Annotated in this window: 19 protein-coding genes and 1 pseudogene; 10 read left to right on the forward strand and 10 right to left on the reverse strand. The window is 70.4% G+C overall.

The window, feature by feature from the left end:
• Positions 1-7: 7 nt before the first annotated feature.
• Together dxs and ACFV3E_RS12115 are read left to right on the forward strand one after the other, a co-directional pair.
• A complete protein-coding gene (gene dxs, locus ACFV3E_RS12110) occupies positions 8-1,957 on the forward strand; it encodes a 1-deoxy-D-xylulose-5-phosphate synthase (RefSeq protein ID WP_500534586.1) in 1,950 nt (649 codons plus the stop codon).
• Positions 1,958-2,028: 71 nt separating this feature from the next.
• Entirely contained in the window at positions 2,029-3,108 is a 1,080-nt protein-coding gene (locus ACFV3E_RS12115; protein ID WP_500534587.1) for a tellurite resistance/C4-dicarboxylate transporter family protein, read from the forward strand.
• Positions 3,109-3,198: 90 nt separating this feature from the next.
• On the opposite strand, the gene ACFV3E_RS12120 is transcribed toward ACFV3E_RS12115, so the two are convergent.
• From ACFV3E_RS12120 to ACFV3E_RS12135, 4 genes are all read right to left on the reverse strand, one after another.
• On the reverse strand, positions 3,199-4,035 hold the full coding sequence (locus ACFV3E_RS12120) for a GNAT family N-acetyltransferase (protein WP_500534588.1): 837 nt from the start codon (positions 4,033-4,035) through the stop codon (positions 3,199-3,201).
• Positions 4,032-4,940 (reverse strand): alpha/beta fold hydrolase, encoded by a 909-nt coding sequence (locus ACFV3E_RS12125; RefSeq protein WP_500534589.1) that lies wholly within the window; start codon positions 4,938-4,940, stop codon positions 4,032-4,034. The genes ACFV3E_RS12120 and ACFV3E_RS12125 overlap by 4 nt, the downstream gene beginning before the upstream one ends.
• Positions 4,941-4,975: 35 nt before the next feature.
• Positions 4,976-5,953, reverse strand: coding sequence for an RNA polymerase sigma factor (locus ACFV3E_RS12130; protein WP_500534590.1), 978 nt, complete (start codon positions 5,951-5,953; stop codon positions 4,976-4,978).
• A gap of 223 nt (positions 5,954-6,176) precedes the next feature.
• Complete coding sequence (locus ACFV3E_RS12135; RefSeq protein WP_500534591.1) at positions 6,177-6,815, reverse strand: SMI1/KNR4 family protein; 639 nt, start codon at positions 6,813-6,815, stop codon at positions 6,177-6,179.
• Positions 6,816-7,212: 397 nt separating this feature from the next.
• Between ACFV3E_RS12135 and ACFV3E_RS12140 the strand changes: the two genes are divergently transcribed.
• Positions 7,213-7,743 (forward strand): DUF7919 family protein, encoded by a 531-nt coding sequence (locus tag ACFV3E_RS12140; protein ID WP_500534592.1) that lies wholly within the window; start codon positions 7,213-7,215, stop codon positions 7,741-7,743.
• Positions 7,744-8,075: 332 nt separating this feature from the next.
• Positions 8,076-8,453, forward strand: coding sequence for a hypothetical protein (locus ACFV3E_RS12145; RefSeq protein ID WP_500534593.1), 378 nt, complete (start codon positions 8,076-8,078; stop codon positions 8,451-8,453).
• A 939-nt stretch (positions 8,454-9,392) separates the two neighbouring features.
• On the opposite strand, the gene ACFV3E_RS12150 is transcribed toward ACFV3E_RS12145, so the two are convergent.
• A complete protein-coding gene (locus ACFV3E_RS12150) occupies positions 9,393-10,367 on the reverse strand; it encodes an aldo/keto reductase (protein WP_500534594.1) in 975 nt (324 codons plus the stop codon).
• 517 nt (positions 10,368-10,884) lie between these two features.
• Between ACFV3E_RS12150 and ACFV3E_RS12155 the strand changes: the two genes are divergently transcribed.
• Together ACFV3E_RS12155 and ACFV3E_RS12160 are read left to right on the forward strand one after the other, a co-directional pair.
• Entirely contained in the window at positions 10,885-12,192 is a 1,308-nt protein-coding gene (locus tag ACFV3E_RS12155; protein WP_500534595.1) for a tetratricopeptide repeat protein, read from the forward strand.
• 52 nt (positions 12,193-12,244) lie between these two features.
• Positions 12,245-12,439 (forward strand): annotated as a pseudogene (locus tag ACFV3E_RS12160) (transposase); the annotation flags it as partial.
• 919 nt (positions 12,440-13,358) lie between these two features.
• On the opposite strand, the gene ACFV3E_RS12165 reads toward ACFV3E_RS12160, so the two are convergent.
• Positions 13,359-14,972, reverse strand: a complete 1,614-nt coding sequence (locus ACFV3E_RS12165) for a peptidoglycan-binding protein (protein WP_500534596.1) — start codon at positions 14,970-14,972, stop codon at positions 13,359-13,361.
• Positions 14,973-15,303: 331 nt separating this feature from the next.
• The gene (locus tag ACFV3E_RS12170; protein WP_500534597.1) at positions 15,304-16,392 is read right to left on the reverse strand and encodes a DUF4190 domain-containing protein; all 1,089 of its coding nucleotides are present in this window, start codon (positions 16,390-16,392) and stop codon (positions 15,304-15,306) included.
• A gap of 371 nt (positions 16,393-16,763) precedes the next feature.
• Between ACFV3E_RS12170 and ACFV3E_RS12175 the strand changes: the two genes are divergently transcribed.
• The 3 genes from ACFV3E_RS12175 to ACFV3E_RS12185 all read left to right on the forward strand — a co-directional run bounded on the left by ACFV3E_RS12175 (position 16,764) and on the right by ACFV3E_RS12185 (position 19,284).
• Positions 16,764-17,231 carry a hypothetical protein gene (locus tag ACFV3E_RS12175; protein WP_500534598.1) on the forward strand — a complete coding sequence of 156 codons (468 nt, stop codon included), beginning with the start codon at positions 16,764-16,766 and terminating at the stop codon, positions 17,229-17,231.
• A gap of 296 nt (positions 17,232-17,527) precedes the next feature.
• Entirely contained in the window at positions 17,528-18,496 is a 969-nt protein-coding gene (locus ACFV3E_RS12180) for an ATP-binding cassette domain-containing protein (protein ID WP_500534599.1), read from the forward strand.
• Positions 18,493-19,284: an ABC transporter permease gene (locus ACFV3E_RS12185; RefSeq protein WP_500371206.1), complete on the forward strand. Its 792-nt coding sequence runs from the start codon at positions 18,493-18,495 to the stop codon at positions 19,282-19,284. The genes ACFV3E_RS12180 and ACFV3E_RS12185 overlap by 4 nt, the downstream gene beginning before the upstream one ends.
• Here ACFV3E_RS12185 and ACFV3E_RS12190 read toward each other — a convergent pair.
• Positions 19,265-22,363 (reverse strand): ATP-binding protein, encoded by a 3,099-nt coding sequence (locus ACFV3E_RS12190; RefSeq protein WP_500534600.1) that lies wholly within the window; start codon positions 22,361-22,363, stop codon positions 19,265-19,267. The genes ACFV3E_RS12185 and ACFV3E_RS12190 overlap by 20 nt on opposite strands.
• Before the next feature lie 176 nt (positions 22,364-22,539).
• Between ACFV3E_RS12190 and ACFV3E_RS12195 the strand changes: the two genes are divergently transcribed.
• The gene (locus ACFV3E_RS12195) at positions 22,540-22,968 is read left to right on the forward strand and encodes a pyridoxamine 5'-phosphate oxidase family protein (protein ID WP_500534601.1); all 429 of its coding nucleotides are present in this window, start codon (positions 22,540-22,542) and stop codon (positions 22,966-22,968) included.
• Between the two features lie 62 nt (positions 22,969-23,030).
• Here the strand turns inward: ACFV3E_RS12195 and ACFV3E_RS12200 are convergent, their stop codons facing one another.
• Together ACFV3E_RS12200 and ACFV3E_RS12205 are read right to left on the reverse strand one after the other, a co-directional pair.
• Positions 23,031-23,789 carry an SDR family NAD(P)-dependent oxidoreductase gene (locus ACFV3E_RS12200; protein ID WP_500534602.1) on the reverse strand — a complete coding sequence of 253 codons (759 nt, stop codon included), beginning with the start codon at positions 23,787-23,789 and terminating at the stop codon, positions 23,031-23,033.
• A 466-nt stretch (positions 23,790-24,255) separates the two neighbouring features.
• The gene (locus ACFV3E_RS12205) at positions 24,256-25,353 is read right to left on the reverse strand and encodes a MerR family transcriptional regulator (protein ID WP_500534666.1); all 1,098 of its coding nucleotides are present in this window, start codon (positions 25,351-25,353) and stop codon (positions 24,256-24,258) included.
• Positions 25,354-25,746: the final 393 nt, after the last annotated feature.

Consider the following 25,746-nt stretch of genomic DNA (forward strand, 5'->3'; position numbering starts at 1 on the left):
CAGCGGCATGAGCCTGCTGGCAGGGATCAACCGGCCCGCGGACCTGAGGGGCCTGAGCCATCCGGAACTGGTCCGGCTCGCCGGGGAGATCCGCGAGTTCCTGATCCGGCACGTCGCCGCGACAGGCGGCCATCTGGGGCCCAACCTCGGCGTGGTGGAGCTGACCCTGGCACTGCACCGGGTCTTCGACTCCCCGCGTGACCGGCTGCTGTGGGACGTCGGGCACCAGGCGTACGTCCACAAGATCGTGACGGGGCGGGCCGGTGAGTTCACCGGCCTGCGGCAGCGCGGCGGCCTGTCGGGGTACCCCAGCCGGGAGGAGTCCGCGCACGACCACATCGAGCACTCCCACGCGTCGGCGGCCCTGTCGTACGCCGACGGCATGGCCAAGGCCGGACAGCTCGCGGGAGGGGAGGACCGGCACATCGTCGCCGTCGTCGGCGACGGAGCGCTCACCGGCGGACTGGCCTGGGAGGCCCTGAACAACATCGCGGAGGCCCCCGACCGGCCCGTGGTGATCGTCGTCAACGACAACGGCCGTTCGTACGCACCGACCGTGGGCGGACTCGCGCGGCACCTGGCGGCCCTGCGCACCCACGCGGGCTACGAGCGTCTGGCGGGCTGGGGCAAACAGGCCCTCGGCGGTGCCGGGACGCCCGGGCGGGCGCTGCACCGCACCCTGCACGCCGCCAAGGAGGGCATCAAGGAGGGGCTGCGTGCAGGCCTCGCAGACGGCTCCACCGACGCCGTGACGCCGCACTCGCTCTTCGGCGCGCTGGGCCTGCACTACCTCGGCCCGGTCGACGGCCACGACATCCCCGCCCTGGAAGCGGCCCTGGAGCGGGCCAAGGCCCATGGCGCGCCCGTCGTCGTCCACTGCATCACGCGCAAAGGGCTCGGATACGCGCCCGCCGAGGAGGACGAGGAGGACCATCTGCACGGCATCGGCGCCATCGACCCGCAGACGGGACGTCCCCTGCGGCCCGCCGTTCCGACCTGGTCGGCGGTGTTCGGCCGGGAACTGGTGGAGCTGGCGGACGCGCACCCGGACGTCGTGGCGATCACCGCGGCCATGCCCGGCTCGGTCGGTCTGAACGACTTCGCCGCACGCCATCCGGCACGGTTCTTCGACGTCGGGATCGCCGAGCAGCACGCGGTCGCCTCGGCCGCCGGGATGGCGATGGCGGGACTGCACCCGGTGATCGCCCTCTACGGCACCTTCTTGAACCGCGCACTCGACCAGGTGCTGATGGACCTCGCCCTGCACCGTCTCGGTGCGACCCTCGTACTCGACCGGTCCGGAGTCACCGGTGACGACGGACCCAGCCACAACGGGCTGTGGGACCTGGCGATGCTCCAGGCCGTCCCCGGCCTGCGGATCGCGGCTCCCCGTGACGCGCACACGCTGCGGCAGCAGTTGCGGCAGGCCGTCGCGATCACGGACGCGCCGACGGTCCTGCGCTACCCGCGGGGCGCGGTCGGCCCGGCGATCCCGGCGGCCGGTCGCGTCGGTGCGGTCGACGTCCTGCGTGAGGCGGCCCCCGGTTCCGGCGGCGTCCTGTTGGTCGCCGTCGGGACGATGGCCCCGGTCGCCCTCGAGGCGGCGGGGCTCTGCGCCGAGCGTGGTGTGGAGGTCACCGTGGTGGACCCGCTGTGGGTCAAGCCGCTGCCCGGTGAGCTGCCCGCCCTCGCCGCCGAGCACGCCCTGGTCGTCACGGTCGAGGACGGCTTGCGAACCGGGGGAGTGGGCACCGCGGTGGGCCAGGCCCTGCAGGAGGCCGGCATCCGCACCCCGGTGTGTGCCCTGGGGGTGGCCGACGGCTTTCCCCGGCAGGCCACGCGCGCCGAGATCCTCGCGGAAGCGGGACTGACCGCACAGGCCGTCGCGGAGAGCGTGATGGAGTCCCTGGCGCGGGCCGCTGTTACCGCGGTGCCCGACGGCCCCCGGACCGCCTAGGTGCCCGAAAGACAATGAAATGCACAAACCAGTAAAATGCTGCTACCGCGTCAGCGGCCGGAGGATGCGTGATGGCCAAGATCATCTGCCGCAGGACCGATGAGACGGCGCCTTCCGGGCGCCGCGCGGCCCTCTCCGCCGCGGTGGCCGACCTCAACGCGGGCGCGCTCGCGTTCGTCATGGGCACCGGCATCGTCTCCACCGCCCTGTACGTCAACGGCGCCGGCACCGCCTCCGCCGTACTGCTGTGGGTGGCACTGGCCGGCTTCGCGGTACTGCTGCCCGCCTACGGCTGGCGGCTGCTGCGGCAGCGCGAGCGGTTCGTCGCGGATTTCCTGGGGCCGCGCGCCTTCGCGTTCCTCACCGTCGCCATCTCCGCCAACGTGCTGGCCGCGCGCTTCGCGTCCGACGGTCACACCACGGTCGCATGGGCGTTCCTGGCGTTCGGGGCACTGGGGTGGGTGGTGCTGGACTACGGCATTCCGCTCGCGCTCATCACCACCCTGAAACGGGGCCCCTCGTTCGACCAGGTGAACGGCACCTGGTTCCTGTGGGCGGTGGGATCGGAATCGGTGGCGGTCGCGGCGGCCGCGCTGGCCCGGGTGACCCCCGGCAACGTCCTGCCGGTGCTGGCGGTGGTGTGCTGGGCCGTCGGTCTGGTGCAGTACCTGCTGACCGCCGCCATCGTCCTGGCCAGGCTGCTGGCCCGGCCGGTCCGTCCGGAAGGCCTCATGACGTCCGTCTGGATCTTCATGGGGGCGGCGGCGATCGCCGTCCTCGCCGCAGTGCGGCTGATGGCACTCCCCGCGGGCAGCACCATGCTGTCGCGCCCGCTCCTCGTCGGGTCGTCCGTCGTCCTGTGGTCGTTCTCCAGCTGGCTCATCCCCCTTCTGCTGGCCCTGGGCGTATGGCGGCACGCGGTGCGCCGCATTCCGCTGCGCTACGACCTCGGCTGGTGGAACCTCGTCTTCCCGGTCGGCATGTACGCGGTCACCACGCACGAGCTGGGACGCGCGACCGGCACCTCGTGGATGACGAGCATGGGCCGCTGGGAGGTCTGGATCGCCGCGGCGTTCTGGGCCGTGGTGTTCGCCGCCATGGTGGCCGCCAAGCTCCGGCCCCGCCGCCCGGCTCCCGCGACGCTGCCGTAGGCGTGCAGCCGACAGCCGGACCCGGCCGGCCGAAGACGCCCGCGGTCAGGCTTCGGGCCTGACCGCGGGCGTCCGGCCTTTCCGGTCCGGCTACCCGCCCCACACCCAGGTGACCCGCTCGTACAGCGGCTCGAACCCGGCGCGCTTCATGTTGTGCAGGGACGTGTTGTGGTCGCCGGGGCCTTCCGCCCCGGTCTCGGCGACGAGCCATCGGCAGCCTGCTTCGTGGGCTGCCTGGGCGCGGGCGGTGAGCAGTGCCGACTGGGCGCCGCGGCCGCGCCATTCCGGCAGCGTCGCCCCGCCGAACATGTCGGCACAGTCACCGTTCACGAAGATGCTGCCGACCGCGACGATCCGTTCGCCTTCCCAGACGGCGTACTGCCGCCAGTCCGGCCTGCCCACGCATGCCGCGGCCATGTCGATCATGGCCGGCGTGGCGAAGCCGAAGGTCGTCATCATCACGGTGGCCCACTCGCGTGCCTGGTCACGCCCGACGAGGCCGACGCGCAGGTCCGGGTCGAGCGCGGCGACACCGTCGGCCCCGGCCAGAACTGCCGTGACCTCGCAGCCGAGCTTGGCGAAACGGGTGCCCTCGGTGAGGTTCCACTTCTGCGCGGTCGAGGCCCAATCCGACGGCAGCACTGACGGCGCGATCATGAACGAGCCCTGGGGCACGCCCTGAGCGCGGTAGAACTCGCACACCTGCTCCACGACGTCCGCCGTGACCGGCTCGGCAGGCCCGAATCCCCCGGCCCGGTTGAAGAAGCGGCTCGGGTCCTCGCGAACCGCGAGCGCCCGCGCGGAGCCGAACTGCCGCGCACCGACGCCCAGGGCGCCGAGCACCTCGGCCGGCGCGCCCGTCACGAAGTCGGTGTATGCCTTGATCTCGGTCTCTTCGGCCAGGCCGGTCGGCACGGTGGTGCTCATGCTTGGTTCCCCTTGTCGGTGGTGGTGACGAAGTCGAGGACGGCGGCGACGAACCGCTCGGTCTCCTCGATGTGCCCGAAGTGGCCGCTCGCGGTCAGCTCGCACAGCCGCGCGTCCGGCATGCCGGCGTGGATCTCGTAGGCGAAGCGGGGCGGGCAGATGAAGTCGTAGGTGCCGACGATCACCAGCGCCGGCGCCTGGATCGTGCCGAGCCGGTTCCGTACGTCCCAGTCGGCCGGGAGCCGATTCGGGTCATGGGTCGCCCGCAGGGTGGGCCTGCCCACCTGCGCGACCGTCGCGCGGTAGTCGGCGAAGTAGGCGGGCAGGAGGGTGCCGAGGTAGCGCTCCTTCGACGCGTCGTCGACGACCCCCAGCGTCCCCGACATCCGGGCCTCCCACACCCGCCCCGCCTCGGCCGCCTCGGGCCGGTCCGGCCAGCGCTGGACGAACACGGCCATCTCCTTGGACGCCGCCTCCATCAGTTCCGGCCCGTACACGGGCGCGGTGTCGTAGAGGATCAGCCCGTCGAGGCGGTCGGGGTGCTCGAGGCCGAACTGCAGCGCGACGAAACCGCCGTGCGAGTGGCCGAGGACGTAGGCGGTCGGCGCCCCGAGGTCGTCGAGTACGGCCGCGGCGAAGCGCGCGTAGCGGGACGTGGAGTAGTCCCCGTCCGGCAGCAGGTCGCTGTCGCCCGATCCGACGGGGTCCAGGTAGACCATGGTCAGATGCGGTTCCAGTGCGGGTACGCGCAGGTACTCAGGGTGCACACCGGGGCCTCCGGAGTGCACGAGGCACACCGGCCCGTCACCTGCGACCTGGTAGACCTGGCGCACGCCGTCGACCGCGACGGTGCGCACCTCGGCAGCACGCTCGCCGTGCTCCGCCTCGTGATGGATGGCTTTCATACCCACACGATGCGGTGAACCCCGGAAAGGTTCGATCAGCCTTCAAGATTGTTTGCGAGGCCGGCCCGGCGGCGGCGCGGGTGGTACAGGCGCAGCCTGTCGTCACCCTTCCGGTCCAGGTGATGCACCCAGACCACGCTGGGCGGGCAGTGGAACGGGTCCTCCGGCGGGCTGATGATGGCCGCCTCCCAGATGACCACCTCGCGACTGGCCACCACGTTCAGCAGCTTCTGGCGGACGCCGTCGGAAACGTCGCGGGCGAAGGAGAACCCCAGGTAGGCGAGGTCCGTGTGCTTGCCGGTCGGCCATGTCACCTCCAGCCGGGGTGACCGCCACTCCGTCCACGCCGAGGCGAGCTCGCCGCGATGGCCCGCCAGCATGGTCTCCTCGGCCAGACGGCGGTGCCGCGCGGTGCGTGAGGCGGCGTCGTCGTGGACCTGGTCGCCCATGCTCACCAGCGCACCGGCCAGCTTCGTACGCGCCTGGCTGAGCCTGCTGCGCACGGTGCCGACGGGGGTGCCGCACAGCAGCGCGATCTCCTCGTAGGAAGTGACGTCCGTGAAGTAGCGCAGCATGGTCACCAGCCGCAGCGCGGGTGACAGCTTCTCCAGCGCACTCCAGATCCAGTCCTGCAGCACGTGCTCGTCCAGCACGTCCGCCGGGTCGGGCGGGCCGCCCGAGCGGTCCATGGCGACGAACCCCTCGAGCTCGGCCACGGGCACCGCCGACCTCTTGCGCAGCTGGGCACGGCAGACGTTGCGGACCACCATGCGCAGCCACGGTCCGGCGGCGTCCGGATCCCGCAGATCCCCGATGCGCCGCAGCGCGATGAGCGCCGCCTCCTGCACCGCGTCCTCGGCATCCGGGCTGTGACCGAGCATGGCGAGGGCGACTCCGTGCATGGTCGCCTGATGCCTGGCGAGCAGCAGCCCCAGAGAACCCGCATCGCCTGCCTGAGCGGCCCGCACCAGCTCGAAGTCCAGCGGCGCCCCGCTCAAGATCAGATCAGTCATATCGTAACCATTGAAGCAGAACGACCCCACGCCCCGGATTCGTCGCCCGCGCCTCACAGTGTCCCGCCCGACCACGGCGGGAGCCTTCTCGCACTTGGACTGCCCAGGCGTCCGCATCAGCGCCGGGGGAGGACCCGAGCCCCCGACCGCGCCGTCACCGCCCTGCCCAAGGATCAGCTGCCCGGGACGCTGTCTTGGCGCGGCCGTCTTGACTTACGCGGGGCTACGGCCAGTCCTCGGTGATCGGATACATCTCGGCATATGGGTTGGGCTCGCCGGTTTGTGGGTCCAGCCCGGCGATGAGTCGGCGACGCTGCTCGCGCCAGCTGACGAACGTTCCTGTTTGCTTCCACAGCGATGCGTCACCGAGAGGACAGGAGTCGAACTGGCCGAGCATCATGCGGGTGATGAATTGCACCATGCCGCAGTCGAACAAGGCCCAGGGCCGCTCCTTCCAGGAGTGCTGGCGTCGCCAAGCAATGACAGGCCACTTGTCGGGATCCGGGCCGTTCGTGAGCCAGCCCATCTCGTTGGCATTCATGCCCGAACCCCAGGGCAGCACCGCCTCGGCCCCGAGCGTCACCCCTGGTATGCCATTCTCCTCTTCCCACAGCCAGCGCAGACTGGCTGTCATGCCGCCCATGTGGCATGACTCCCACCCGCGCACGTCACTCGGGAGTGGGGAAAGGATGACGAGGTCTCCGATATCCCCCATGCCGTAGACGTCCAGCATGGACTTGTAGTCAGCCGGAAGCCTCGTTTCGAGCGCAACCTCGGCTGCAGCCCAGTCGATTTGCTCCCTGCCGGCGAAGTCTGTGGGCACGAGATCCAGCAGTACGGCTACGTCGGGATGAACACCCATGGCGGACTCCCCTTGAGGTCGGTGGCCAGCCACCCTAGTGACGCGGCTGACAGGCCACTGCTCAGGGGCTGGGAAGGGTGGCCCTCCTCGGTCGGCTGAGGCTCAGTGCCGTGGCCCGCAGTCTTGAAATCCGTCTCCTGCAAGCTTCCATACCTCGCTCGCGTCGACGCTGGTGGCGGCGCGGACGGCAATAGCTACTCGAACGCGCCCCTTCGTCCCGAAGTAATGCGAGCGACCCTGCCACCTGCGGCCGAACCGCTCGTGACCTGGGCGGAACGTCCGCGAGCGTCCTGGTTGTGTGCGCACGTGCGGGGCCGTTGTAGTGCAGTTGGACACTCAGCCGTCGCCACCGGGAACTCGCTGGCCACAGCGGCTGCAATGGTGGTCTGATGAGTCGATGTTCTACGAGGATCTCAGCCGCTACGAGTACACCAACGACGGCGACACGTTCCCCGACCCCGACCCCAACAGCCTGCGATTCGTGTGCTTTCAGCCGCCGTATGAGCGCCTCAACGTCGGTTGGCTGAGCGGGGACGAGCCCTGGACATCCGGGCCGGCCCCCGTCGGCTTCACGGACAATCTGCTGGCCATCATCGAGGCGCAAGCGATCAATCTCATGCTCGGCATCCACCCCTGCGACTTCTGCGAGATCCCGTTCGACGATCCGCACCCGTGGTACACATCGCGGCCCGGTAACCACAGCGCCAGTTGGGGCAGCGGCGAGATCCGCGTCCCGGGCGTGTCCGGTGCTGCCTTTGCGGCCCCGAGACTGATCGGCCACTACGTTGTCGACCATGGCTATCTGCCGCCTCGCGCCTTCGTCGACGCTGTTCTCGCATTCGACCTCGATGCCCACCGGCCCGCGAGGCACCCGTGGATACCGTTCCCCTGGGTCCCCGACGATGTCGAAGCGGAGTGGATCGAGTGATCCGGCAGTAGATGCCAGGAACACGCCGCTGCTGTTGGTGGCACCAGTTTGGAAGGCCGAGGCTGCTGATCATGCCTCACCTGGGCTGCCGCTGACCTAGGGCAAAATGGCGCTCTCACCGCTGTTCCCCGTGGCTCCACGCTCGGCACCACCTCATGTGGCACGACCGCGGCACGCCTGAACCCCTCGATGCGAACTATGGGCGCGACGGTCGCTGAAGTCTGCCTGGCACGTCAGCGGTTGCTTGGGGCTGCTGCCGGTCGCTCTCGGTCACGGTGGTTACCGTACTTCGCTGCTGTACAGCCCCAGCTGCGTTTCGAAATACTCGCCCGGTGAGCAGATTCGCCCAAGTCATCGTCATCGCCAAGGACGCGCACGAGGTCATGGAGCCGCTCACTCGGCCTGATGAGGGTCGAGAGTGGCATCAATGCTTCGAGTCGATCGGCGGAAGTTGGTTCGATGCTTGGGCCGTAGAGATCATGCGGCTGAACTGGCACGGGCTGCTCGCCTATCTGGAGTCATTGCCGTGGCCCGACCCGTACTCGGTGCAGGTGCTCATCCAGGACGAAGAGGACGACTGCTTCGGTCTATGGACGCTGTGCGAGGGACGTCTCGTGGAAGTGTCACTGCCTAACACCGACCGCTATCTCGTCCCAGGGCACACGGTCACCGGCGTCTTTACGCGGACCGACCGGCCCCGTCATTCGTAGCAGGCCGCCGGTGCCGCTCAGGACCAACCGCCTGCTGGCCATCGGACCGAGGGCGACGTAGCGGCTTTGGGCCGAACCCCCCGCTCGACCCGTGGGCTCCCGGGTCCACGGCATGCTCACCAGGGTCGCCCTCTCCGTCGAGCAGCATAACCATCGCGCGTTCGGTGTTCGTCACGAAGGCCACCAATCGTCCGGATGAACTGGTCAGCCACGTCTCAAGCTGCCCACTATCGATCCTCGCTCGAAGCGTCTCCAGCACCACCTCAGAAGGTACGCGACGGTGCTGCCGTCATCGATCACCCAGGACTCGATCACGGGCACGACGATCTCACGGACAAATGCCGAAGACAGGCTCTAGCCGGATCAGTTCTCCTGGAAGTAGTGCGCTGCTCCTGCGACCTGCGGTGCGATTGTCGATCATCCCTCTGAGCTGGATCGCGACTGTCGAGGGGTTGTCATCGTTGCGTGTCGTCGGCTCGCCTCGAACGGCCCCACGACGGCCCGAAGCCAATGTGTCGAGCTCTGCCCAGGGCTCCCTGATCGGCGATAGCCCCTCTATCCCGTGGCGAAGCAGCAGTGGCACCGCGACTGCCAAGGAGGCGGGGTTGGCTACTGCGTGAAACGGAGCAGCGGTACACGGGGGCTGCGATCGGGATTCTCTTCGGAATCGAGCGGCGTGCACAGCCACCCCCATCGCGCCGTCAGAACAAGATGAGCCCGTTTGCCCATGTCGCTCGGGACAGACCAGGAGCTCCGTCTGTCCAGCAAAATGCGGGCGGGGACGTTCCCATCGTGCTCGATGGCCAGCCTCTCCAGGGAACCCGTATGGCCGGAGTTTCTTACCTGGGGTTACGCAAGGCACGCCACGAGGGCGCGGTATTGCCCCGCGCCCTCGTGGTCATTCTTGGTCGCTGCCGGTTGGCACCAGGGGCGGCCCGGTCAGTAGCGGGCGCCGACGGGGGCCGGAATGGCGTTGAGGTCGGCGAGGTCGGCCGGGGACAGGCGGACGTCGGCGGCGCCGGCGTTGCCGGCGAGGTACTTCGGGGTTTTGGTGCCGGGGATGGGGACGACGTGCGGGCCCTGGGCGACGAGCCAGGCGAGGGCGACCTGGGCAGGGGTGGCGCCGGCCCGGTCGGCGACCTCGCGGACCTTGGCCGCGATGTCGAGGTTGGCCCGCAGGTTGTCGTCCTGGAAGCGCGGCAGGCGCCGTCGCTGGTCGTTCTCCGGCAGTTCGTCGAAGGAGGCGAAGCGGCCGGCGAGGAAGCCGCGGCCCAGGGGCGAGTAGGGCAGCAGGCCGATGCCGTGCTGGGTGCAGTAGGGCAGGACCTCGGCCTGGACGTCGCGGGTCCACAGGGAGAACTCGGACTGCACGGTCGTGACCGGGTGGATGGCTTGGGCGCGCTGGATCTGCTCGACGTTGACCTCGGAAAGGCCCAGGTGGAGGGCCTTGCCGGCGGTGACGGCCTCGGCCATGGCGCCCCAGGTCTCCTCGATCGGGACGTCGGGGTCGACGCGGTGGAGCTGGTAGAGCTCGACGTGGTCCGTGCCCAGGCGGCGCAGGCTGGCGTCGATGGCGGCGCGGATGTGCTCGGGCCGGGCGTTGGGCTTGACCAGCGGTGAGCCGCCGGGGCCGCCGGTGGGGTCGATGGACTCCAGTCCGACCTTGGTGGCGAGGACGGCACGGTCGCGGTGGCCTGCCAGGGCGCGGCCGAGGAGTTCCTCGTTGGTGTAGGGGCCGTAGACGTCGGCGGTGTCGATCAGGGTCACGCCCAGGTCGAGGGCCTGGTGGATGACGGAGACGGAAGTGGCCTCGTCACGCGGGGTGGCCATGTCATAGGCGAAGCTCATGCCCATGGCGCCCAGGCCGATGACGCCGGCCTCAGGTCCGTGGGCGCCCAGGGTGGTGATACGCATGCCGGTGTTCTGCCTTCGTGTCGGATCGGAGCGATGCTACGACCGGTGCTGGCTCGGCGACCGGTCGACTACTTCGAACGTAGGGGGCCGGGCAGGGGGAATCAAAGGCCAACAGGTCTTGGATCGGAACCTGCTTCCTCGCACCTGATAGGCCTGGACTCCCAGCACACGTCGGCGCTGAACCCGGCAGCGATCGGACCGTCCCAGACCGCAGTGGGGAACGGCCCTTCTTGGATCCGGCCAGGCGAGTGGTAGAGGGGAAGTGCCATCGTCGGGCAGCCCGGTCGGCGTGACACACAAGCAACAAGGTCGGTGGAACGGCTTTGGCCGGGAGCTGCTTCGGCGCGAGTGATCATGGCCCCGTAAGGTTCCGGCGCCTCGGGCAGTCTGTGGACACCGGCAGAACAAGCTCAGAGGCTCATTGTCAGTGGCCGCCCATACGCTCAGGCTCGTGAACCTTGATGATCTTGAGTGGCAGTCACGGACACTCGGCGGAATATCTCCTCGCCTGGTCACCATGCTGGTGGAGCGGGGGGAGGTGGAGCTGCTGGTTCAGGCATCGGAGCAGGGGGAATGGTTCTGCGCCCAGGCTGCGGCTCGCGAGCTGTCCCGTACGGGCGAGGTCGAGCGAGCCCTGGACGTGCTGGAGCCGTTCATCGAGGCCGGGTGGAATCGGGCGCGCTGGGAGAGGGCCGAGGTCCTGTTCGAGGCCGGGAAAGTGCAGCAGGCGCTGGACGCCGTCCGCCCGGACGAGGACGGCCTAGCCTCGCAGTGGGTGTGCCACGACTTCGCGGAACTGCTGGCCAAGGCGGGGAGGCTGGACGAGGCCATCGCCGTGCTCACGCCGCACCTGGACGGGGAGTGGATCCTGTCCACCCTCGTCCAGCTGACAGAGGGCCAGGGTCGTGATGAGCAGGTCCTGGAGCTGATCGCGCCGCGAGCTCAGCGGGCCCGCAGCGCCCGCGGCGAGGAGCGATGGGGTTTGCGCCCCAGCAACGCGCAAGACCTCCAAGCCCAGGTCCTGGAGCGTGCGGGCCGGGTCGACGAGGCCGTACGGATACTTGGGGCAGACATCGCAGCCGGGCACTTCGTGGTCCAGAACACACTGATCGCCTACGCCGATCTCCTGCGGCGCCACGGACGCCTGGAGGAACTGCGCGTGCTGGGCACCGGGGCGCGTGCGAGTGACACGCTCGCGTACTACGCGCGGGCGCTCGAAGACGACGGGCAGGCCGATGAGGCCGAGGCCGTGCTGCGGCGTTTCATCGCGGCCGCAGAGTATCCGGACCGCTTCCGCTGGCCTCTGATCGAACTGCTGGGCCGCCAGGGCCAGATCGAGGAAGCCGTCGAGGTGGGTCGCCCGACGTTCGAGTACCACGACGCCTGCCTCTTCGAGGGCATCATCCACCTGCTCAATGAAGCCGGACGGCTGGACGACGCCCTGGCGCTCCTCGACGAGTGCAGTGCCGAGTTCGCCGAGGAGCACCCGTCCTGGTTCGGCCCGAACCGGATCTGGCTGCTGGGCGAGGCCGGCCGACGCGAGGAGGCCCTCGCCTACGCCGAGACGCGGCCGCCGGACATGTACGGCCTGACGGTCAGCAAGGCGTGGATCCTGGAAGACATGGGGCGCCTTGAGGAGGCTCTCGCCCTGCTGCGGGCGGACGCCGAACTGCTGCCGTCGGAAGTGGCCGAACTGCTCATCCGGCATGGCCGCGCCGCCGAAGCCATCGCCGGAATGCCCTCCCTCGCCGAACAGCACGCGGCCAGCCGCCGGCGGGACGCGGCCATTCAGGCCGACCGTGGCCCCAACGACCCTCCCTTCTAGCAGGACTCCGTCAGGTCCTTCCGCCGGGCCTGTTCGGGAGCATGTTGCGTGTGTGGACGCATACCAAGTAGGGCAGGTTCAGGCGGTGTTAGCGCAGTTCATGGCTGATGTGTTCGCCTTGGTGCCGAGGAGGGATCAGCGGGCCAAGAGTGACTGCTACCTGCGGGGCCTGATGCTGGACGGTCGCCGCAAGTCCATTCAGGGGACGGCCACGCGGTTGCCGGACGGCAACGAGCAGAACCTGCAGCATTCTGGGAGTGGTGCGGTCCATCTCCCACCTGGACCAACGCGTTCTTATGCCCTGCTGAACTGAGCTGTTGCCGTGATTACTTGTCATAGTTGGTGAACCTCGGTCGACGCCGGACGGCCCAGAGACGGCCCGGCCGCCCCTTCTACGCTCTCTGGCTTCCTCGCTGCTCGTACGGCCAGCCGGCAGCACACGGCCGCTGCGGTTAGCGGAAGCGCGCTGAACAGCAGACGCGTGGCCCATGCCACGGCGCCGTCTTCGATCGGAAGCCATGAACCCCACGGAGCTTTGACGACGTCCACCGTTCGGCCTGGCCTGTAGTCGAAACGCACAGTCACCCGGGTCACGCCCGCATCGGGCGCCTTCTGTGCCAGATCTCCAGTGCACTCGACGTAGGGGCCGCCCCGGCCCCCGTCCTTCTCTTGGCAAGCCGCGATCGGGATGTTCTCCGCTTCCCCGACCAGGCCCAACTCCAGGCTGCCGAGCAACACCGCATACGCCGTGGTGCCCAAGAAGAGGAGTGCGATGACACCCCACGAGATAGAAGCAACAGACCGCCCCAGCACGCCCTCCGCCCTTCTGCCTCACACCGTCGGCGCCGATCAAAGACCTGTCGCGCAATGACCGCTCAGAGCATCGGGAACGGCAACACGTCGTCCATGATCCGCCGGACAGACCTTAGGGCCATCGGACGCCGAGTGAGGCGGCGGCCACGGGTCCATCCACGGTAGGCGGCCACTTCGGCAGAGGAGTCTCGAGGGATGACGCAAGAGCCTCGGCCAGATGACTATCTAGGCTGTATCAAGTCCTCTTGCCTTTCGGGACACCGGCACGATGTGGCGCACGCGACCTCGACGTGGAGCGGTGCCGCACCCGGCCCGGGTCGCGGGTGCGGCGCCGCTTCCGTACGTGCCGTCGGTCAGCGGACCCGGATGAAGACCACGTCGTACCCCAGGTTGGTGCCGCGGTTCTTGACGTAGACGCCGTCCTTGCCGCCGTTGGGGTTGCCGGTGTTGCCCTCGACGGTGGTGAAGGAGGAACCGCCGCTCACCGTGCGCACGATGCCGATGTGCTCCTGGCCGTCGTTGAAGTTGCTCCCGCCGTTCCAGTCGAAGGCCACGATGTCGCCGGGCTGCGGGTTGGTCGTCACCGACAGGTGGTAGTTGCCGGCCCGGGCCTGCTTCACCCAGCCGGAGACGTAGCTGTTGCGGTAGGAGGTGGCACCCGTCTGCTTGGCCACCCAGCTGACGAAGGTCGCGCACCAGGCGTAGTTGTTGGTGGACAGGGAGAGCCCGACGGCCACGCCGTAGCTGTTCGCCCGGGCGCTGCCCTCGACCGTGCCGACCTCGGAGGCGGCGACGTCGAGGAGTTTGGCGTAGCCGCCGCCGGGCGGCGGAGACGTGGGCGGGGTGACCGCGCCGTAGAGGGCGGCCTTGGTGTTCGGGCCGACCCTGCCGTCGACCGCGAGACCCTTCTCGGCCTGGAAGTCCCGCACCGCGCTGTCGGTCATCGGCCCGAAGTCGCCGTCGACGGCGAGGTCGGCGCCGTGGTGGTTGAGGAGGCTCTGCAGTTCGGTGACGCAGCCGCTGCGCTGGCCCTTGACGATGTCGGTCGGGCAGGAGCCGGAGTTCAGGTTGATCGGGGCGGGGGCGCCGCTGCCGCCGCCACCGCCGATGTTGGAGTACAGGGCGTTCTTGGTGTTCGGGCCGACCTCGCCGTCGACCGACAGGCCGCGCGAGGACTGGAAGGACTTCACGGCCGCCAGGGTCGCGGGACCGAACTCGCCGTCGACGTCCAGGTGCTGGCCCTGGCCGTTGAGCAGCGCCTGCAGGGTCGCGACGCAGCCGCCGGTCTGGCCCTCCACGATGTTCGCCGGGCACGACGAGGACCGCAGGTCCAGGCCGGTCGACGGTGCCTCGTCGGTGTCGTACAGTTCCCGCTTGGTGTTCGGGCCGACCTCGCCGTCGACGGACAGGCCGTGCGAGGACTGGAAGCTGCGGACCGCGCTGTACGTCTCCGGCCCGAAGTCGCCGTCCACGCTCACCGGGTAGCCGAAGTGCCGTAGCAGGCGCTGGAGTTCGGTGACGCAGCCGCTCTTGCTGCCCTGCACGATGTTCGCCGGGCAGGAGGAGGACGTGAGGTTGACCGGTGCGGGCGCGGTGCCCCCGGTCGCGTACAGCTTGCTCTTGGTCTGGGGGCCCACCCGGCCGTCCACGGCGATCGCGGTGGCGGCCTGGAACTCACGCACCGCGTAGAGCGTGTTCGGCCCGAACTCGCCGTCCACCGTGAGGCCCGCGCCGTGGGCGTTGAGCAGGTTCTGCAGTTCGGCGACGCAGCCGCTCACCTGGCCCTGGACGATATCGGTCGGGCAGGAGGCCGAGGTGAGCTTGATGGGCGCCGGCGCGGCCATCGCCGGGCCGGCGCCCATCAGGGTGGCTGCCGTGAGGATCGCCGCGGTGGCCGCGATGCTCACGATCCGGGCGCGCCAGCCGGGTCTGGCGCCTGGGGCAGGGAGGTGTAAGAGGCTTCTCATGGCTGCGGAGGACTCCTTCGACGGATCATCTGGCGGGCGACCGGGTCGAGTGGCCGCCGGGCGGCCGCGCACGACGGTGACAGCTGGTGCCCGTGCGGGCAATCCGTTTCGAACAACTGGCCGGATTGCGCCGTCGTGCCCGGGCGGAAGACACCGCCTTCCGGCGTCGAAGAGGCCCGTCACGGTCCTCCCGGCGGACCTGCCGGGAGGACCGTGTCTCCCGCGCAGAGCGCCGCAGCCGCTGCCGCCACCGCCGCGCCAGGACCTTCCGCCTCGTGTCGGGTGCCCGCCGCCACCCGACTCGTCGCCCTCGTCTACGAGCCGGGGCTGATCACGCCTCGGTGTTCGCCGACCCGTCCGACCCGTCCGTCGTGGCGAGGCCGAGTGCCTTGCGCGCCTTGACCGCCTCGTCGTATCCCGACAGCTTCTCGGCCGCTTCGTAGTGTTCGTAGTAGGTGTCCGCGTCCTTCGCCTTCGCGGCCTTCACCCAGTGCGCGCGGGCCGCGTCGATCTCCGCCTTGAGCGCGGTGACGTGCGGCTCGGCGGCGGCGGGCCACTTGTGGCCGCCCAGGATGCGGGCCTCCTCGTCGAGGGCGAGGGTGACGTCGTCCGCCCACTGCTTGTACGCCTCCAGGTTGTCCTCGACGTTCTCCTCTTCCGGAGCCTCGGACTTGGCGTCGTTGATGGTGTTGGCGGCCTTCAGATAGGCGACTTGGTGCTCGTCGAGCATGGTCGCGTCCTGCCGGAGCGAGCCCTTGAGGGGGCCGCCGTCCTTGCCGAACAGGCAGGTCACCTCACGGTCGCCGCCATCCCAGCTCTGGCTGCTGGGCGAGAAGTAGTACATGTCGACGTCCCCGGGCACCGCCCAGGTGTCCATCGCGTAGGCCGTCGTCAGTTTCCAGCACCGGCTCTCGGCCTTCTCGACGATGTAGTCCTCGCCCGGGTAGCCGCCCTGAAGGTCGAACGTGAAGACGCCGACGACCTCGGCGGTGTGCACCTGCGAGCACGGCACGGTGCCCACGTTCGCGATCGTGTCCTCCAGGTCGTCGCCGGGGGTGTCGATGCAGTCGCCCTTGTGGAGGGAGGTGCTTCCGTAGTTCCGCGCCCGTTCCTTGACGCCCTCGTCGACGCGTGTCACGAACGCGGTGAACGCGCTGGTGGCCAGGACGACGGCGATGACCACCGTGCTCAGGGCGTTGAGGACCAGTCCGGTGACGGCCAGGCCCTTGCCCCGCTCGCGCGTGTCCTTGATCTGTGTCAGAGCGATGGCCCCCACCACCATGCCGACCACCGGCACGAAGACCAGCAGCCCGAACACCAGGGCCACGACCGCGAGTTTGCTGAGCGACCGCCGCGACGGCTGCGATGGCACGGGCGTCGGGGTGAGCGACGATGGGTACGGCGGGTGCTGCGAGTCCACGGAACAGTGCTCCTCATGGAGTGTCGGGCGAACGGCCGTGCGAATATATCCGGCACCTGGAACCCGACGTGGCCCCGCCCCCTCCGGAGCCCGGTGCGCATCGCCGGGCACGCCAACTCACTGCCTGCGACAGCGGCGGGTTCGCTGAGTGTGGGGTGACGGACAGTCAGGCCGTGGCCGCGGTGCTGGGTACGGTCGTCACTCCCATCAGCTGAGCGCGGCCGCGACGGGCCGCCCTGTCGCCGTACCGGTTTCACCGCCGTCGGCACCCCTGAAAACGCCGTGAAACGGCGGTGAACGGCGGGTCGGTCACGCTCTGCGGCATGACGACGACGGCCCCCCGAGGGGCAGCGACCGGGGAGGGGACCACCATGAACGGCCTGCGACTGATCCGCCGTCACGCGGCGGCCTTCGTGCGCTTCGCGGGGCTGGGCTGCGGGGTCACCCTCGCAGCCTCGGCGGCCTTGGTCCTGCTCTCGCAGTGGATCCCGTGGATGGCGGCGAACGTGCTGACCACCGTGGCCTCCACGGTGGTCGCCACCGAGCTGCACGCCCGGGTCTCTTTCGGCCACGGACGGCCCGGCCTGGCCGGCCACCTGAAGAGCGCGGCCACCGTCGTAGTCGGCTGGCTGGTCACGTCGGCCGCAGTCGGCGCACTGGCCGCGCTGCGGCCCGGCGCCGGGATCGTCCTGCAGCAGGCGGTGTACCTGTCGGCCACCGCGCTCGTCGGGATCTGCCGCTATCGCGTGCTACGTCTGTCCGTGTTCGCGGAGCGCGTCCCGCGGCCGCGAACCGGCGGCGGCGTCCGGTTGCGGGCCGCGTTCGACGCAGGGGCGTGAACCAGTTGGACGCGTTGATCGGCACCTCCTGACGTGCACCGGTTGCGTACGGGCCCCCATCGATGCCGATGGGGGCCCGTACGCTGTTCTTCGAGGCGTTCCCGCACCACGCTTGCGGTGGTGCCCAGGCTGCCGGCGGTGGTGCGCCGTCCCGAGTCGGCGGGGCTCCCCGGCGGGGCCCTCACCTGACGCAGTCGCTGTGCTGACCAGCGCATTTCACCGCGTTGCCGGTTGGCGAGGGCTGGTGAAACCGCGCTGAAAGGTCCTTGAACGCGGCGCCCCGCAGACTCCGTCGCATGATGACAACGACCGACGCATCCGCCATCGCAGCCACGGGGCTGCGGAAGTCCTTCGGGGACAAGCTGGTCCTCGACGGCATCGATCTGCACGTGCCCGTGGGCACGGTCTTCGCCCTCCTGGGCCCGAACGGCGCCGGCAAGACCACCGTCGTCAAGATCCTCTCCACCCTCATCACCGCCGACGCCGGCGAGGTCCGTGTCGGTGGGCACGACATCGCCGCCGACCCGCAGGCGGTACGTGCGGGGATCGGCGTCACGGGGCAGTTCTCCGCCGTCGACGGTCTGATCACCGGCGAGGAGAACATGCTCCTGATGGCGGACCTGCACCACCTGTCCAAGCGGGAAGGGCGACGGGTCGCCGCCGAGTTGCTGGGGCGGTTCGATCTGGTCGAGGCCGCGAAGAAGCCTGCCTCCACCTACTCCGGTGGCATGAAGCGCCGCCTGGACATCGCCATGACCCTGGTCGGGAATCCGCGGATCATCTTCCTCGACGAGCCGACGACCGGACTCGACCCGCGCAGCCGCCACACGATGTGGCAGATCATCCGTGAGCTGGTCTCCAGCGGCGTCACCGTCCTCCTCACCACCCAGTACCTGGAGGAGGCCGACGAACTCGCCGACCGGATCGCGGTGCTGAACGACGGCAAGATCGCCGCCGAGGGCACCGCGGAGGAGCTGAAGCGGCTCATCCCGGGCGGGCACGTGCGGCTCCGCTTCACCGACCCGGACGCGTACCGGTCCGCCGCCGACCAGCTGCGCGAGGTCACCCGCGACGACGAAGCGCTGACGCTGCAGATCCCGAGCGGCGGCAGCCAGCGCGAGCTGCGCTCCATCCTCGACTGGCTGGACACGGCCGGCGTCGAGGCGGACGAGCTGACCGTGCACACCCCCGACCTCGACGACGTGTTCTTCGCCCTCACCGCCCCCGCCACCGTCCCCAACCAGTCCAAGGAGAACGTCCGATGAGCGCCTTTTCCCTCGCGGTCCGCGACTCGAACACGATGCTGCGCCGCAATCTGCTGCACGCCCGGCGCTACCCGTCCGCCACCCTGAACCTGCTGCTCGCGCCGATCATGCTGCTGCTGTTGTTCGTGTACATCTTCGGCGACGTGATGAGCGCGGGCATCGGTGGCGGCGGCGCCGATCGCTCCGAGTACATCGCCTACATCGTGCCGGGCATCGTGATGATGACGATCGGCAGCACCGTGATCGGGGCGGCGGTGTACATCTCGATGGACATGAGCGAGGGCCTGATCGCCCGGTTCCGCACGATGGCGATCCACCGCGGCTCCGTGATCATCGGGCACGTGGTGGGCAGCGTGCTGCAGTGCATCGCCAGCGTGGTCCTGGTCGGTGTCATCGCCGTGGCCATCGGCTTCCGGTCCACGGACGCCTCGGCCCTGGAGTGGCTGGCGGCGTTCGGGCTGCTGGTGATGTTCTCGCTGGCGTTCACCTGGATCGCGGTCGGTATCGGCATGGCCAGCCCGAACGCCGAGGCGGCCGCCAACAGCGCGCAGCCGCTGATCCTCCTCCCGCTCATCTCGAGCGCGTTCATCCCGGCGGACACGATGCCGGGCTGGTTCCAGCCGATCGCCGAGTACCAGCCGTTCACCCCGGCGATCGAGACCCTGCGCGGCCTGCTGCTCGGCACGGAGATCGGCAGCAACGGGTGGATCGCGGTCGCGTGGTGCGTCGGTCTGACGGTGCTCGGCTACCGGTGGTCGATGGCGCAGTTCAACCGCGATCCGAAATGAGTGTGCGGGCCGCCTCCCGCAGCCCGTCCCGCTTCAGGGCGGCGTACTCCGACACCGCGTCGGCGTACGCCGCCCCGTCGGCGTCTTCGGCGGCCTGCCGGGCGCGGTCGAGGGACATCGTGGGCTGGAAGACCTGTGAGACGTGCAGTCGTTCCGCCAGGGCCAGCAGGCGTACCGCGGACGGGTCGCCCTTGGCGAGCCGGGCCAGACCGAGGGCCAGGACGCGGGTGCCGTAGGTCAATACCTCCCCGGGCGGGCGGGAATCGTCGGCGAGCAGCGTGAGCAGCCGGTTCTCCAGTCCGGCCACGAGGCCGGCGACCGGTTCCAGCCGTCCGGCGTACGCGTGGGCGGCCACCGCGTGGGCTTCGATCGCCTGCGCCCAGGCGTCCATGGCGGGGTCGGCGGGAGGCGAATCGCTTGCGCGTATCCGCTCGACGGCCGTTCGCCATTGCTTGAGGCCCAGTTCGGTGAGGCCGCGGGCGAGCGCGATCTCGGCCCAGGCGGCCTGGTCGGTGGTGAACTCCGAGGTCTGCTCGTCCGGCTGGCTCTGCTCGACGCGCCGAAGCCACTGCTCGGCTTCGTCCGGCTCGCCGCGCTGCAGGCAGGCCAGCACGAGGCCGCGGCGCAGGCCCGTGGTGGGGGATTGGTCGCTGAGGTGCGTCAGGGTCTCCAGTGCGGCGAGGAGGTGCTGGTAGGCCTCGTCGCCGAGGCCGGCGTCGGCGCACAGTTCGCTGCTGCGGGAGTGGCCGAGCAGTTTGAGGGTCGGGTTGGGTACGGCGTCGACCATGGCGAGCATGCGGCGGGCCGAGGACAGCGCGCGTTCCGGCTCGTGCTCGTACTCCCAGAGGTAGCTGGCCACGCATTCGGCGATGCCCGCGAGCAGAGGTGCGTCGCTCGTGCACAGTTCCCGCAGGGCCTCGTAGCGGGGCGGGCGCATGTCCGGGACGGGGCTCAGTACGGCGGCGAGTGCTCGCAGCAGGGTGTCGGGCTTCGCGGGCGGCAGGCGGCGCAGGGTGACGAGGTGGCGTGTCCTGGGCGGGCCGTATCCGATGAAGGGGGCGGCGGTGCAGATGGCGCAGAGGGTGCGGGTGACGTCGGTGTGCCGGGCGTCGGGGCGGTAGTGCGACAGTGGCGCCGCGGTGTCGGTGGCCAGGGTGAGGACCCGGTGGAAGCTCGCGGAGTCGGTGAGCCAGACGCCGGCCAGCACGGCGCCGGCCGCCGCGGTGGTGGCGTGGTCCTCGCGGGCGAGGGCGAGGCGCAGGGCGAGTACGAGGTTGTCCTGCTCGGCGCGCAGCCGTGCCCAGTGGCGGAGCGGCTCCAGGCTGAACAGGGCGTCGTGGTTGGTGAGTCCGAAGGTCCGTGCCCAGTCCAGGAACCGGTCGGTGACCGTCTGTTCCTCCCCGGCCGTCGCGCGTCGGGCGGCGCTGAACTCCCGCACCGTCTCCAGCATGTGGAAGCGGATTCCCGCCGCGGTGTCGGCGGCTTTCAGCAGCGACTGGTCGATCAATTGCTCCAGCAGGTACGGCGCTTCGCCGTCGTCACCGAGCAGGTGTTCCGCGGCTTCTTCGGTGAAGCCGCCGGGGAAGACGGACAGTGCCCGCAGTGCCGCGCGGGCGTCTTCCTCCAGGAGGTTCCAGCTCCACTCGACGACGGCGTGCAGGGTGCGGTGGCGTTCGGGTGCGTCACGGCTCCCGCCGCGCAGCAGCGCGAACCGGTCGCCGAGGCGGCGGGCTATTTCGGGGACGGTCAGTACCCGTACCCGCGCCGCGGCCAGCTCCACGGCGAGCGGCAGGCCGTCCAGGTGCCGGCACAGCTCCGCCACGGCGGCGGGCGGGAGTTCGACGTGGTGGCGTGCGGCCCGGGCCCGCTGCTCGAAGAGCTCGATGGAGGTCGCCAGGCTCAGTTGCGGCAGCTGGTAGACCGCTTCGGAGCTCAGCCCGAGCGGTGCCCTGCTGGTGACGAGCACCCGCAGGTCCTTGGACAAGGCCACCAGCTCGCGCACCAGGTCGGCGGTGCCCTGGACGACCTGCTCGCAGTTGTCCAGCACGAGCAGTGTGGGGTCGGCGCCGAGTGCGGCGACGATTTTGGCGGGCGCGTCCGACCCGCCGCCGAGCGCGGATGCCACCTCACCGGCCACGTCGTGGTCCGTACTGACTCCCGCGAGCGAGATGAAGTGCACCGTCCGCTGTTCCGCCTGGCGGCTGACGGCGTGTGCGAGGCGCGTCTTGCCCAGCCCGCCGGGGCCGACGATCGAGGCCAGCCGCGAGGAGTGCAGCAGCCCGGCCACGGCGGCGAGATCCTCGTCCCGTCCCAGGAGCGGATTCGGATCGTGCGGCACCCCGTAGCGGACCGTGGGAGCCTCGACCTGCAGCAACTGCTGGTGCACGGCCTTGAGGCCGGGGCCCGGGTCGGTGCCGAGGTCGTCGCGGAGTTCACGCCGGTACGTGTCGTAGCGGGTGAGCGCCGCCGACGGCCCGGACGTGGCCGCCTCGGCGCGCAGCAGTTCGGCCAGCACTTCCTCGTCGCGCGGGGTCCGGGCGAGGACCTCGGTCAGCGGCGCCACGGCCTCGGCCCGTCGTCCCAGCCGGGCGAGAGCGAGCGCGCGGGACCGTATGAGGGAGGCATGGAGCGGCGCCCGCTCGGCGCGCAGCTCCGCGACGGGGTCCCCTGCCGTGGCGTCGGTGTCCGGGGCCGAGTCCCAGAAGGCGAGGCCTTCCTCAGCACTGGCCAGGGCGGCGGCGTGATCCCCGGCCCGGGTGTGGCGGGCGCTCGCCTCGGCACATCGGACCACCGCCGAAGTGTCGACCTGCTCCTCGGTCAGCGCGAGCCGGTAGCCGGTGGGGGTGCTGATGACGACGTCGGCGCCGAGCTGGGAGCGGGCCCGGGAGACCAGGATCCGCAGCGCGTTGGCGGGGTTGGCCGGCAGCTCGTCCTGCCACAGCCCGTCCACCAGCCGGGTGGTGCTGCAACCGGAGCGCAGCTCGCTTGCGAGGAGCGCGAGCAGCCCGCGCAGCCGGGGCGCGGTGATCTCCTGGCCGCGGTAGGCCACGCGCGACAGGAGAGTCAGGTCGGTCGTCACTCGCTCAGGTTATCGACAGCGGTTGCTTGGGCGGTTGTTCCGGGCTGGGGGAGTGGGGCTGCGGCGGCCACGCGTTCTCGCTCGCCGGCGACGGGCCGGTCCGCTGGGTATCGCTGGGCCCTGCGTCTGTCTGGTCGCGCGGAGGTGCCGTCAGTGGCCGGGCCTACAGTCGAGGCATGGAACTTTCCCGCGAAGAACGTGAAAGCTTTCTGGCTGAGTCGCATGTAGCCGCGCTGGGCGTCGCAGCCGGCGACGACCGCGGACCGTTGATGGTTCCGATTTGGTACGCCTACGAGCCCGGCGGCCTGCCCTGGATCCTCACCGGCGCGGGTTCGCGGAAGATGACGCTGATCAGGGCTGCGGGTCGCTTCAGCCTGCTGGTCCAGCGCACGGAGCCGACGCCCCGGTACGTCTCGGTCGAAGGGCCGGTTGCCGAAGTGACCGAGGGGACGAGCGCGCTCCATCGCGAGATGGCCGGTCGCTATCTCTCGGGTGAGGCGCTCGACGGATTCGTGGCCATGGCGGAGGTGGAACTCGCCGATCACGTCGTGGTCCGTATCCGGCCGGAACGCTGGCTCACCGCCGATCTGGGCACGGTCGCATAGCCGTCCACGTCCGACGTGTGCACGAGCGCCCTTCCTCAGGTCGCGCGGGCGCCGGCGGTGTGTCAGTACATGGACAGCCCGCCGTTGACCGCGGCGGTGGTGCCGGTCATGAAGGCGTTGTCCTCGGCGGCGTAGAAGGCGACCGCTTGGGCGACGTCGGCCGGGCGTGCGAGGCGGCCGAGAGGGGTGGCGGCCACCTGCCGTTCCTTGACCGCCTCGTCGAGTACGTCCGCCGACACACGGGTGTCCTCCACGGGGCCGGGCGCGACGACGTTGACCGTGATGCCCTGCGGCCCCAGTTCCTGGGCGAGGTAGCGGGCGAACTGTTCCAGCGCGGCCTTGGCCGTGCCGAGCGCGATCATGCCCTCCCGGGGCCGGCGGCTGAGGCCGGTGCCGAGGTAGACGATGCGTCCCCAGCCCTGTTCGGTCATGGCGGGCAGGACGGCTTTCGTGACAGTGAACGCGGCGTGCATCTCGGCGTCGAGCTTGCCGCCCAGCTCCTCCCACGTCATGTCCTGGAACGACGTGACCACGTACGGGATGAGCGCGTTGTGCACGAGCACGTCGATGCCGCCCCAGGCCGCCCGGACCTGCTCCACCATGCCCTCGACGGCCGCCGCCTCACGCACGTCGGCCTGCACGGCCATGGCCTGGCCGCCCGCGGCGGCGATGTCCGCCACGACGTCTTCGGCCGCCTTGCCGCTGCGGAGGTAGTTGACCACCACGCGCATCCCCCGCGCGGCCAGGAGTCGGGCGGTGGCGGCACCGATCCCGCTACTGGCGCCCGTCACCAACGCCACCCTGCCGGTTGCTCCAGCCATGGGCCCGGTTCCTCCTCGTCGTCGCGGGCCGTCGGAATGACCGCCCCGGGGTGTCCGCCGCCGATGCCGGGGCGGCCCGGGCACGGGCCGGTTCGCCCGGCAACCGCGAGGTGAGCAGGCCTTCCCAACGCCCCGCGGGTGTTCGTGCCGGAACAGCTCGTCGAGCCGCCGTGAGACCGCCGCGTCGGCCGGTCTCCGTACTGACGTAGCATCACATCGTTGCGACCCGCGGTTGACTGAGCCGCGCCGAGCCACCCGAGCGCGGTGCCGCCCGCCGTGACCGGGTACCGCTGGACCCGCGCATCGAACGTCTGTCCCTCCGCGCCCTCGGCTGCCGGTCCACCGTGTCCCGGGCCCGCGCCGTGCTCCGTGCCAATCACCACAGGGCCCACACGGCGCTGTGCCCGCTCAGCGCCGCACATGACCCGCGGGCAGCCCAGGAGCCGACGCTGACGCTGCGACCAGTTCAAGCGATGAGCAGGCGGAGGCCGAGATCTACGGCGTCGAGGTCGGCGAGGTCGGCGTTACGCTCGGCCCACCGGCCGGAGCCCAGGTCGTCGCAGAGGCTTCGCACCGCCCGCTGCTCGGCCTCCGGCCCAACCCTCGTCCACACCGACATCGCGCGGCGCACGTGGTCCTCCAGGTACGCACCCGGTCGGCGCCAGTACGCCTCGAAGAGGCCGTCAGCGCAGTCCCACGGGATGGGCACCGGCTCGGCGCGGGCGCCGATCGCGTCGGCCATCCCGGCAAGCGAGGGAAAATCCGCGAGGACGGCGGCGAACTCGGGCAGGTAGTCGCGGGTGAGCCAGAACCGGTCCTGCCAACCGGGCTCGTCGGTGTCGAACGTGAGCACCACCACCCGGCGGGCCACGCGCCGCATCTCGCGCAGCCCCGCTATCGGGTCCCCCCAGTGGTGAACGGTGGAGACGGCCATCGCGGCGTCGAAGGACCGGTCCTCGAACGGCAGGCTTTCCGCGGCAGCGGCCACGCACGGCGCCGAGCCGGCAGGCCGCTGCCCCCGCATCACCGCCGACGGCTCCACCGCGGTCACGTCGCGATCCGCAGGCTCGTATGAGCCGGTACCGGCCCCGACGTTCAGCACCGTCCGCGCGCCCCCGAGCGCGTCCCAGATCTGCGCGGCGATCCGCGGGTCGGTTCGCCGTGTCGCGGCGTAGGCGCCGCCGATCACGTCGTACAGCCGTGCGCCGAGCATCTCCAGTTGCTCCTCCGGCGTCACCTTCAGGCCCTTCGCCCGTGCCTTGAGTTCCCTGTCGATGGCCGTCACCATGGCGTCTGCGCGATCACGCCGCTCCAGCAGCAGGCCGCGCAGCCGGCGCAAGTGCGCGACCGCGTCGGTGGACGGGTCGCCGACCAGTTCCGCGACCTCCCGCAGCCCGAAGCCCAACCGCCGGTAGGCCAGTACTTCCCGCAGCCGCTCCACGTCGCCCGCGGAATAGGCCCGGTATCCGGCTGCGGTCCGCCCCGACGGCCGGACGAGCCCGATCTCGTCATAGTGATGCAGCGTGCGGACGCTCACGCCTGCCAACTCGGCCACGCGTCCCACGGTCCAGTGGTCCTCCACGGCAACCGACTATGCAGCCTGACGCCACGTGAGGGTCAAGGGCCTCAAGCACGGCAGCGGTCCGAGGCGACTCCTCCACGCCAGAGCGATGGTCCGGTTCAGGGAGGCGTGCGTGTGATGGTCACTCCTTCGGCCGGATGCGGCGCGGAGGCACGGTCGGCTGACACTGGGCATGCCCTCATTCGGAGCGCGTGTGCGAGGAACCCGGCACGGAGCCAGGAGACGGCTCAGCCCACATCGACTGCGGCCGCGGCGCCGCGAACACGCCCCGGGGGGGGGGGGGGGCGGGGCGGGGGCGGACCCGCCCGGCGGCAGGGGCGGGGGGGGGTTGGGTTTGCAAGTGGGGGGTGTTTTGTGGTGTGGGGGTGTTTGATG

It is taken from the genome of Streptomyces sp. NPDC059718 (assembly GCF_042733315.1).
GTDB lineage: Bacteria > Actinomycetota > Actinomycetes > Streptomycetales > Streptomycetaceae > Actinacidiphila.

What these genes read in the sequence shown, in the direction of transcription:
- ACFV3E_RS12155 (WP_500534595.1), top strand. Translation starts at nt 10,885, where the DNA reads ATGCTGGTGGAGCGGGGGGAGGTGGAGCTGCTGGTTCAGGCATCGGAG.
- ACFV3E_RS12120 (WP_500534588.1), bottom strand. Translation starts at nt 4,035, where the DNA reads ATGAGCACCACCGTGCCGACCGGCCTGGCCGAAGAGACCGAGATCAAG.
- ACFV3E_RS12140 (WP_500534592.1), top strand. Translation starts at nt 7,213, where the DNA reads ATGTTCTACGAGGATCTCAGCCGCTACGAGTACACCAACGACGGCGAC.
- ACFV3E_RS12165 (WP_500534596.1), bottom strand. Translation starts at nt 14,972, where the DNA reads ATGAGAAGCCTCTTACACCTCCCTGCCCCAGGCGCCAGACCCGGCTGG.
- ACFV3E_RS12185 (WP_500371206.1), top strand. Translation starts at nt 18,493, where the DNA reads ATGAGCGCCTTTTCCCTCGCGGTCCGCGACTCGAACACGATGCTGCGC.
- ACFV3E_RS12135 (WP_500534591.1), bottom strand. Translation starts at nt 6,815, where the DNA reads ATGGGTGTTCATCCCGACGTAGCCGTACTGCTGGATCTCGTGCCCACA.
- ACFV3E_RS12180 (WP_500534599.1), top strand. Translation starts at nt 17,528, where the DNA reads ATGATGACAACGACCGACGCATCCGCCATCGCAGCCACGGGGCTGCGG.
- ACFV3E_RS12130 (WP_500534590.1), bottom strand. Translation starts at nt 5,953, where the DNA reads ATGACTGATCTGATCTTGAGCGGGGCGCCGCTGGACTTCGAGCTGGTG.
- ACFV3E_RS12200 (WP_500534602.1), bottom strand. Translation starts at nt 23,789, where the DNA reads ATGGCTGGAGCAACCGGCAGGGTGGCGTTGGTGACGGGCGCCAGTAGC.
- ACFV3E_RS12175 (WP_500534598.1), top strand. Translation starts at nt 16,764, where the DNA reads ATGAACGGCCTGCGACTGATCCGCCGTCACGCGGCGGCCTTCGTGCGC.
- ACFV3E_RS12115 (WP_500534587.1), top strand. Translation starts at nt 2,029, where the DNA reads ATGGCCAAGATCATCTGCCGCAGGACCGATGAGACGGCGCCTTCCGGG.
- ACFV3E_RS12150 (WP_500534594.1), bottom strand. Translation starts at nt 10,367, where the DNA reads ATGCGTATCACCACCCTGGGCGCCCACGGACCTGAGGCCGGCGTCATC.
- dxs (WP_500534586.1), top strand. Translation starts at nt 8, where the DNA reads ATGAGCCTGCTGGCAGGGATCAACCGGCCCGCGGACCTGAGGGGCCTG.
- ACFV3E_RS12125 (WP_500534589.1), bottom strand. Translation starts at nt 4,940, where the DNA reads ATGAAAGCCATCCATCACGAGGCGGAGCACGGCGAGCGTGCTGCCGAG.
- ACFV3E_RS12195 (WP_500534601.1), top strand. Translation starts at nt 22,540, where the DNA reads ATGGAACTTTCCCGCGAAGAACGTGAAAGCTTTCTGGCTGAGTCGCAT.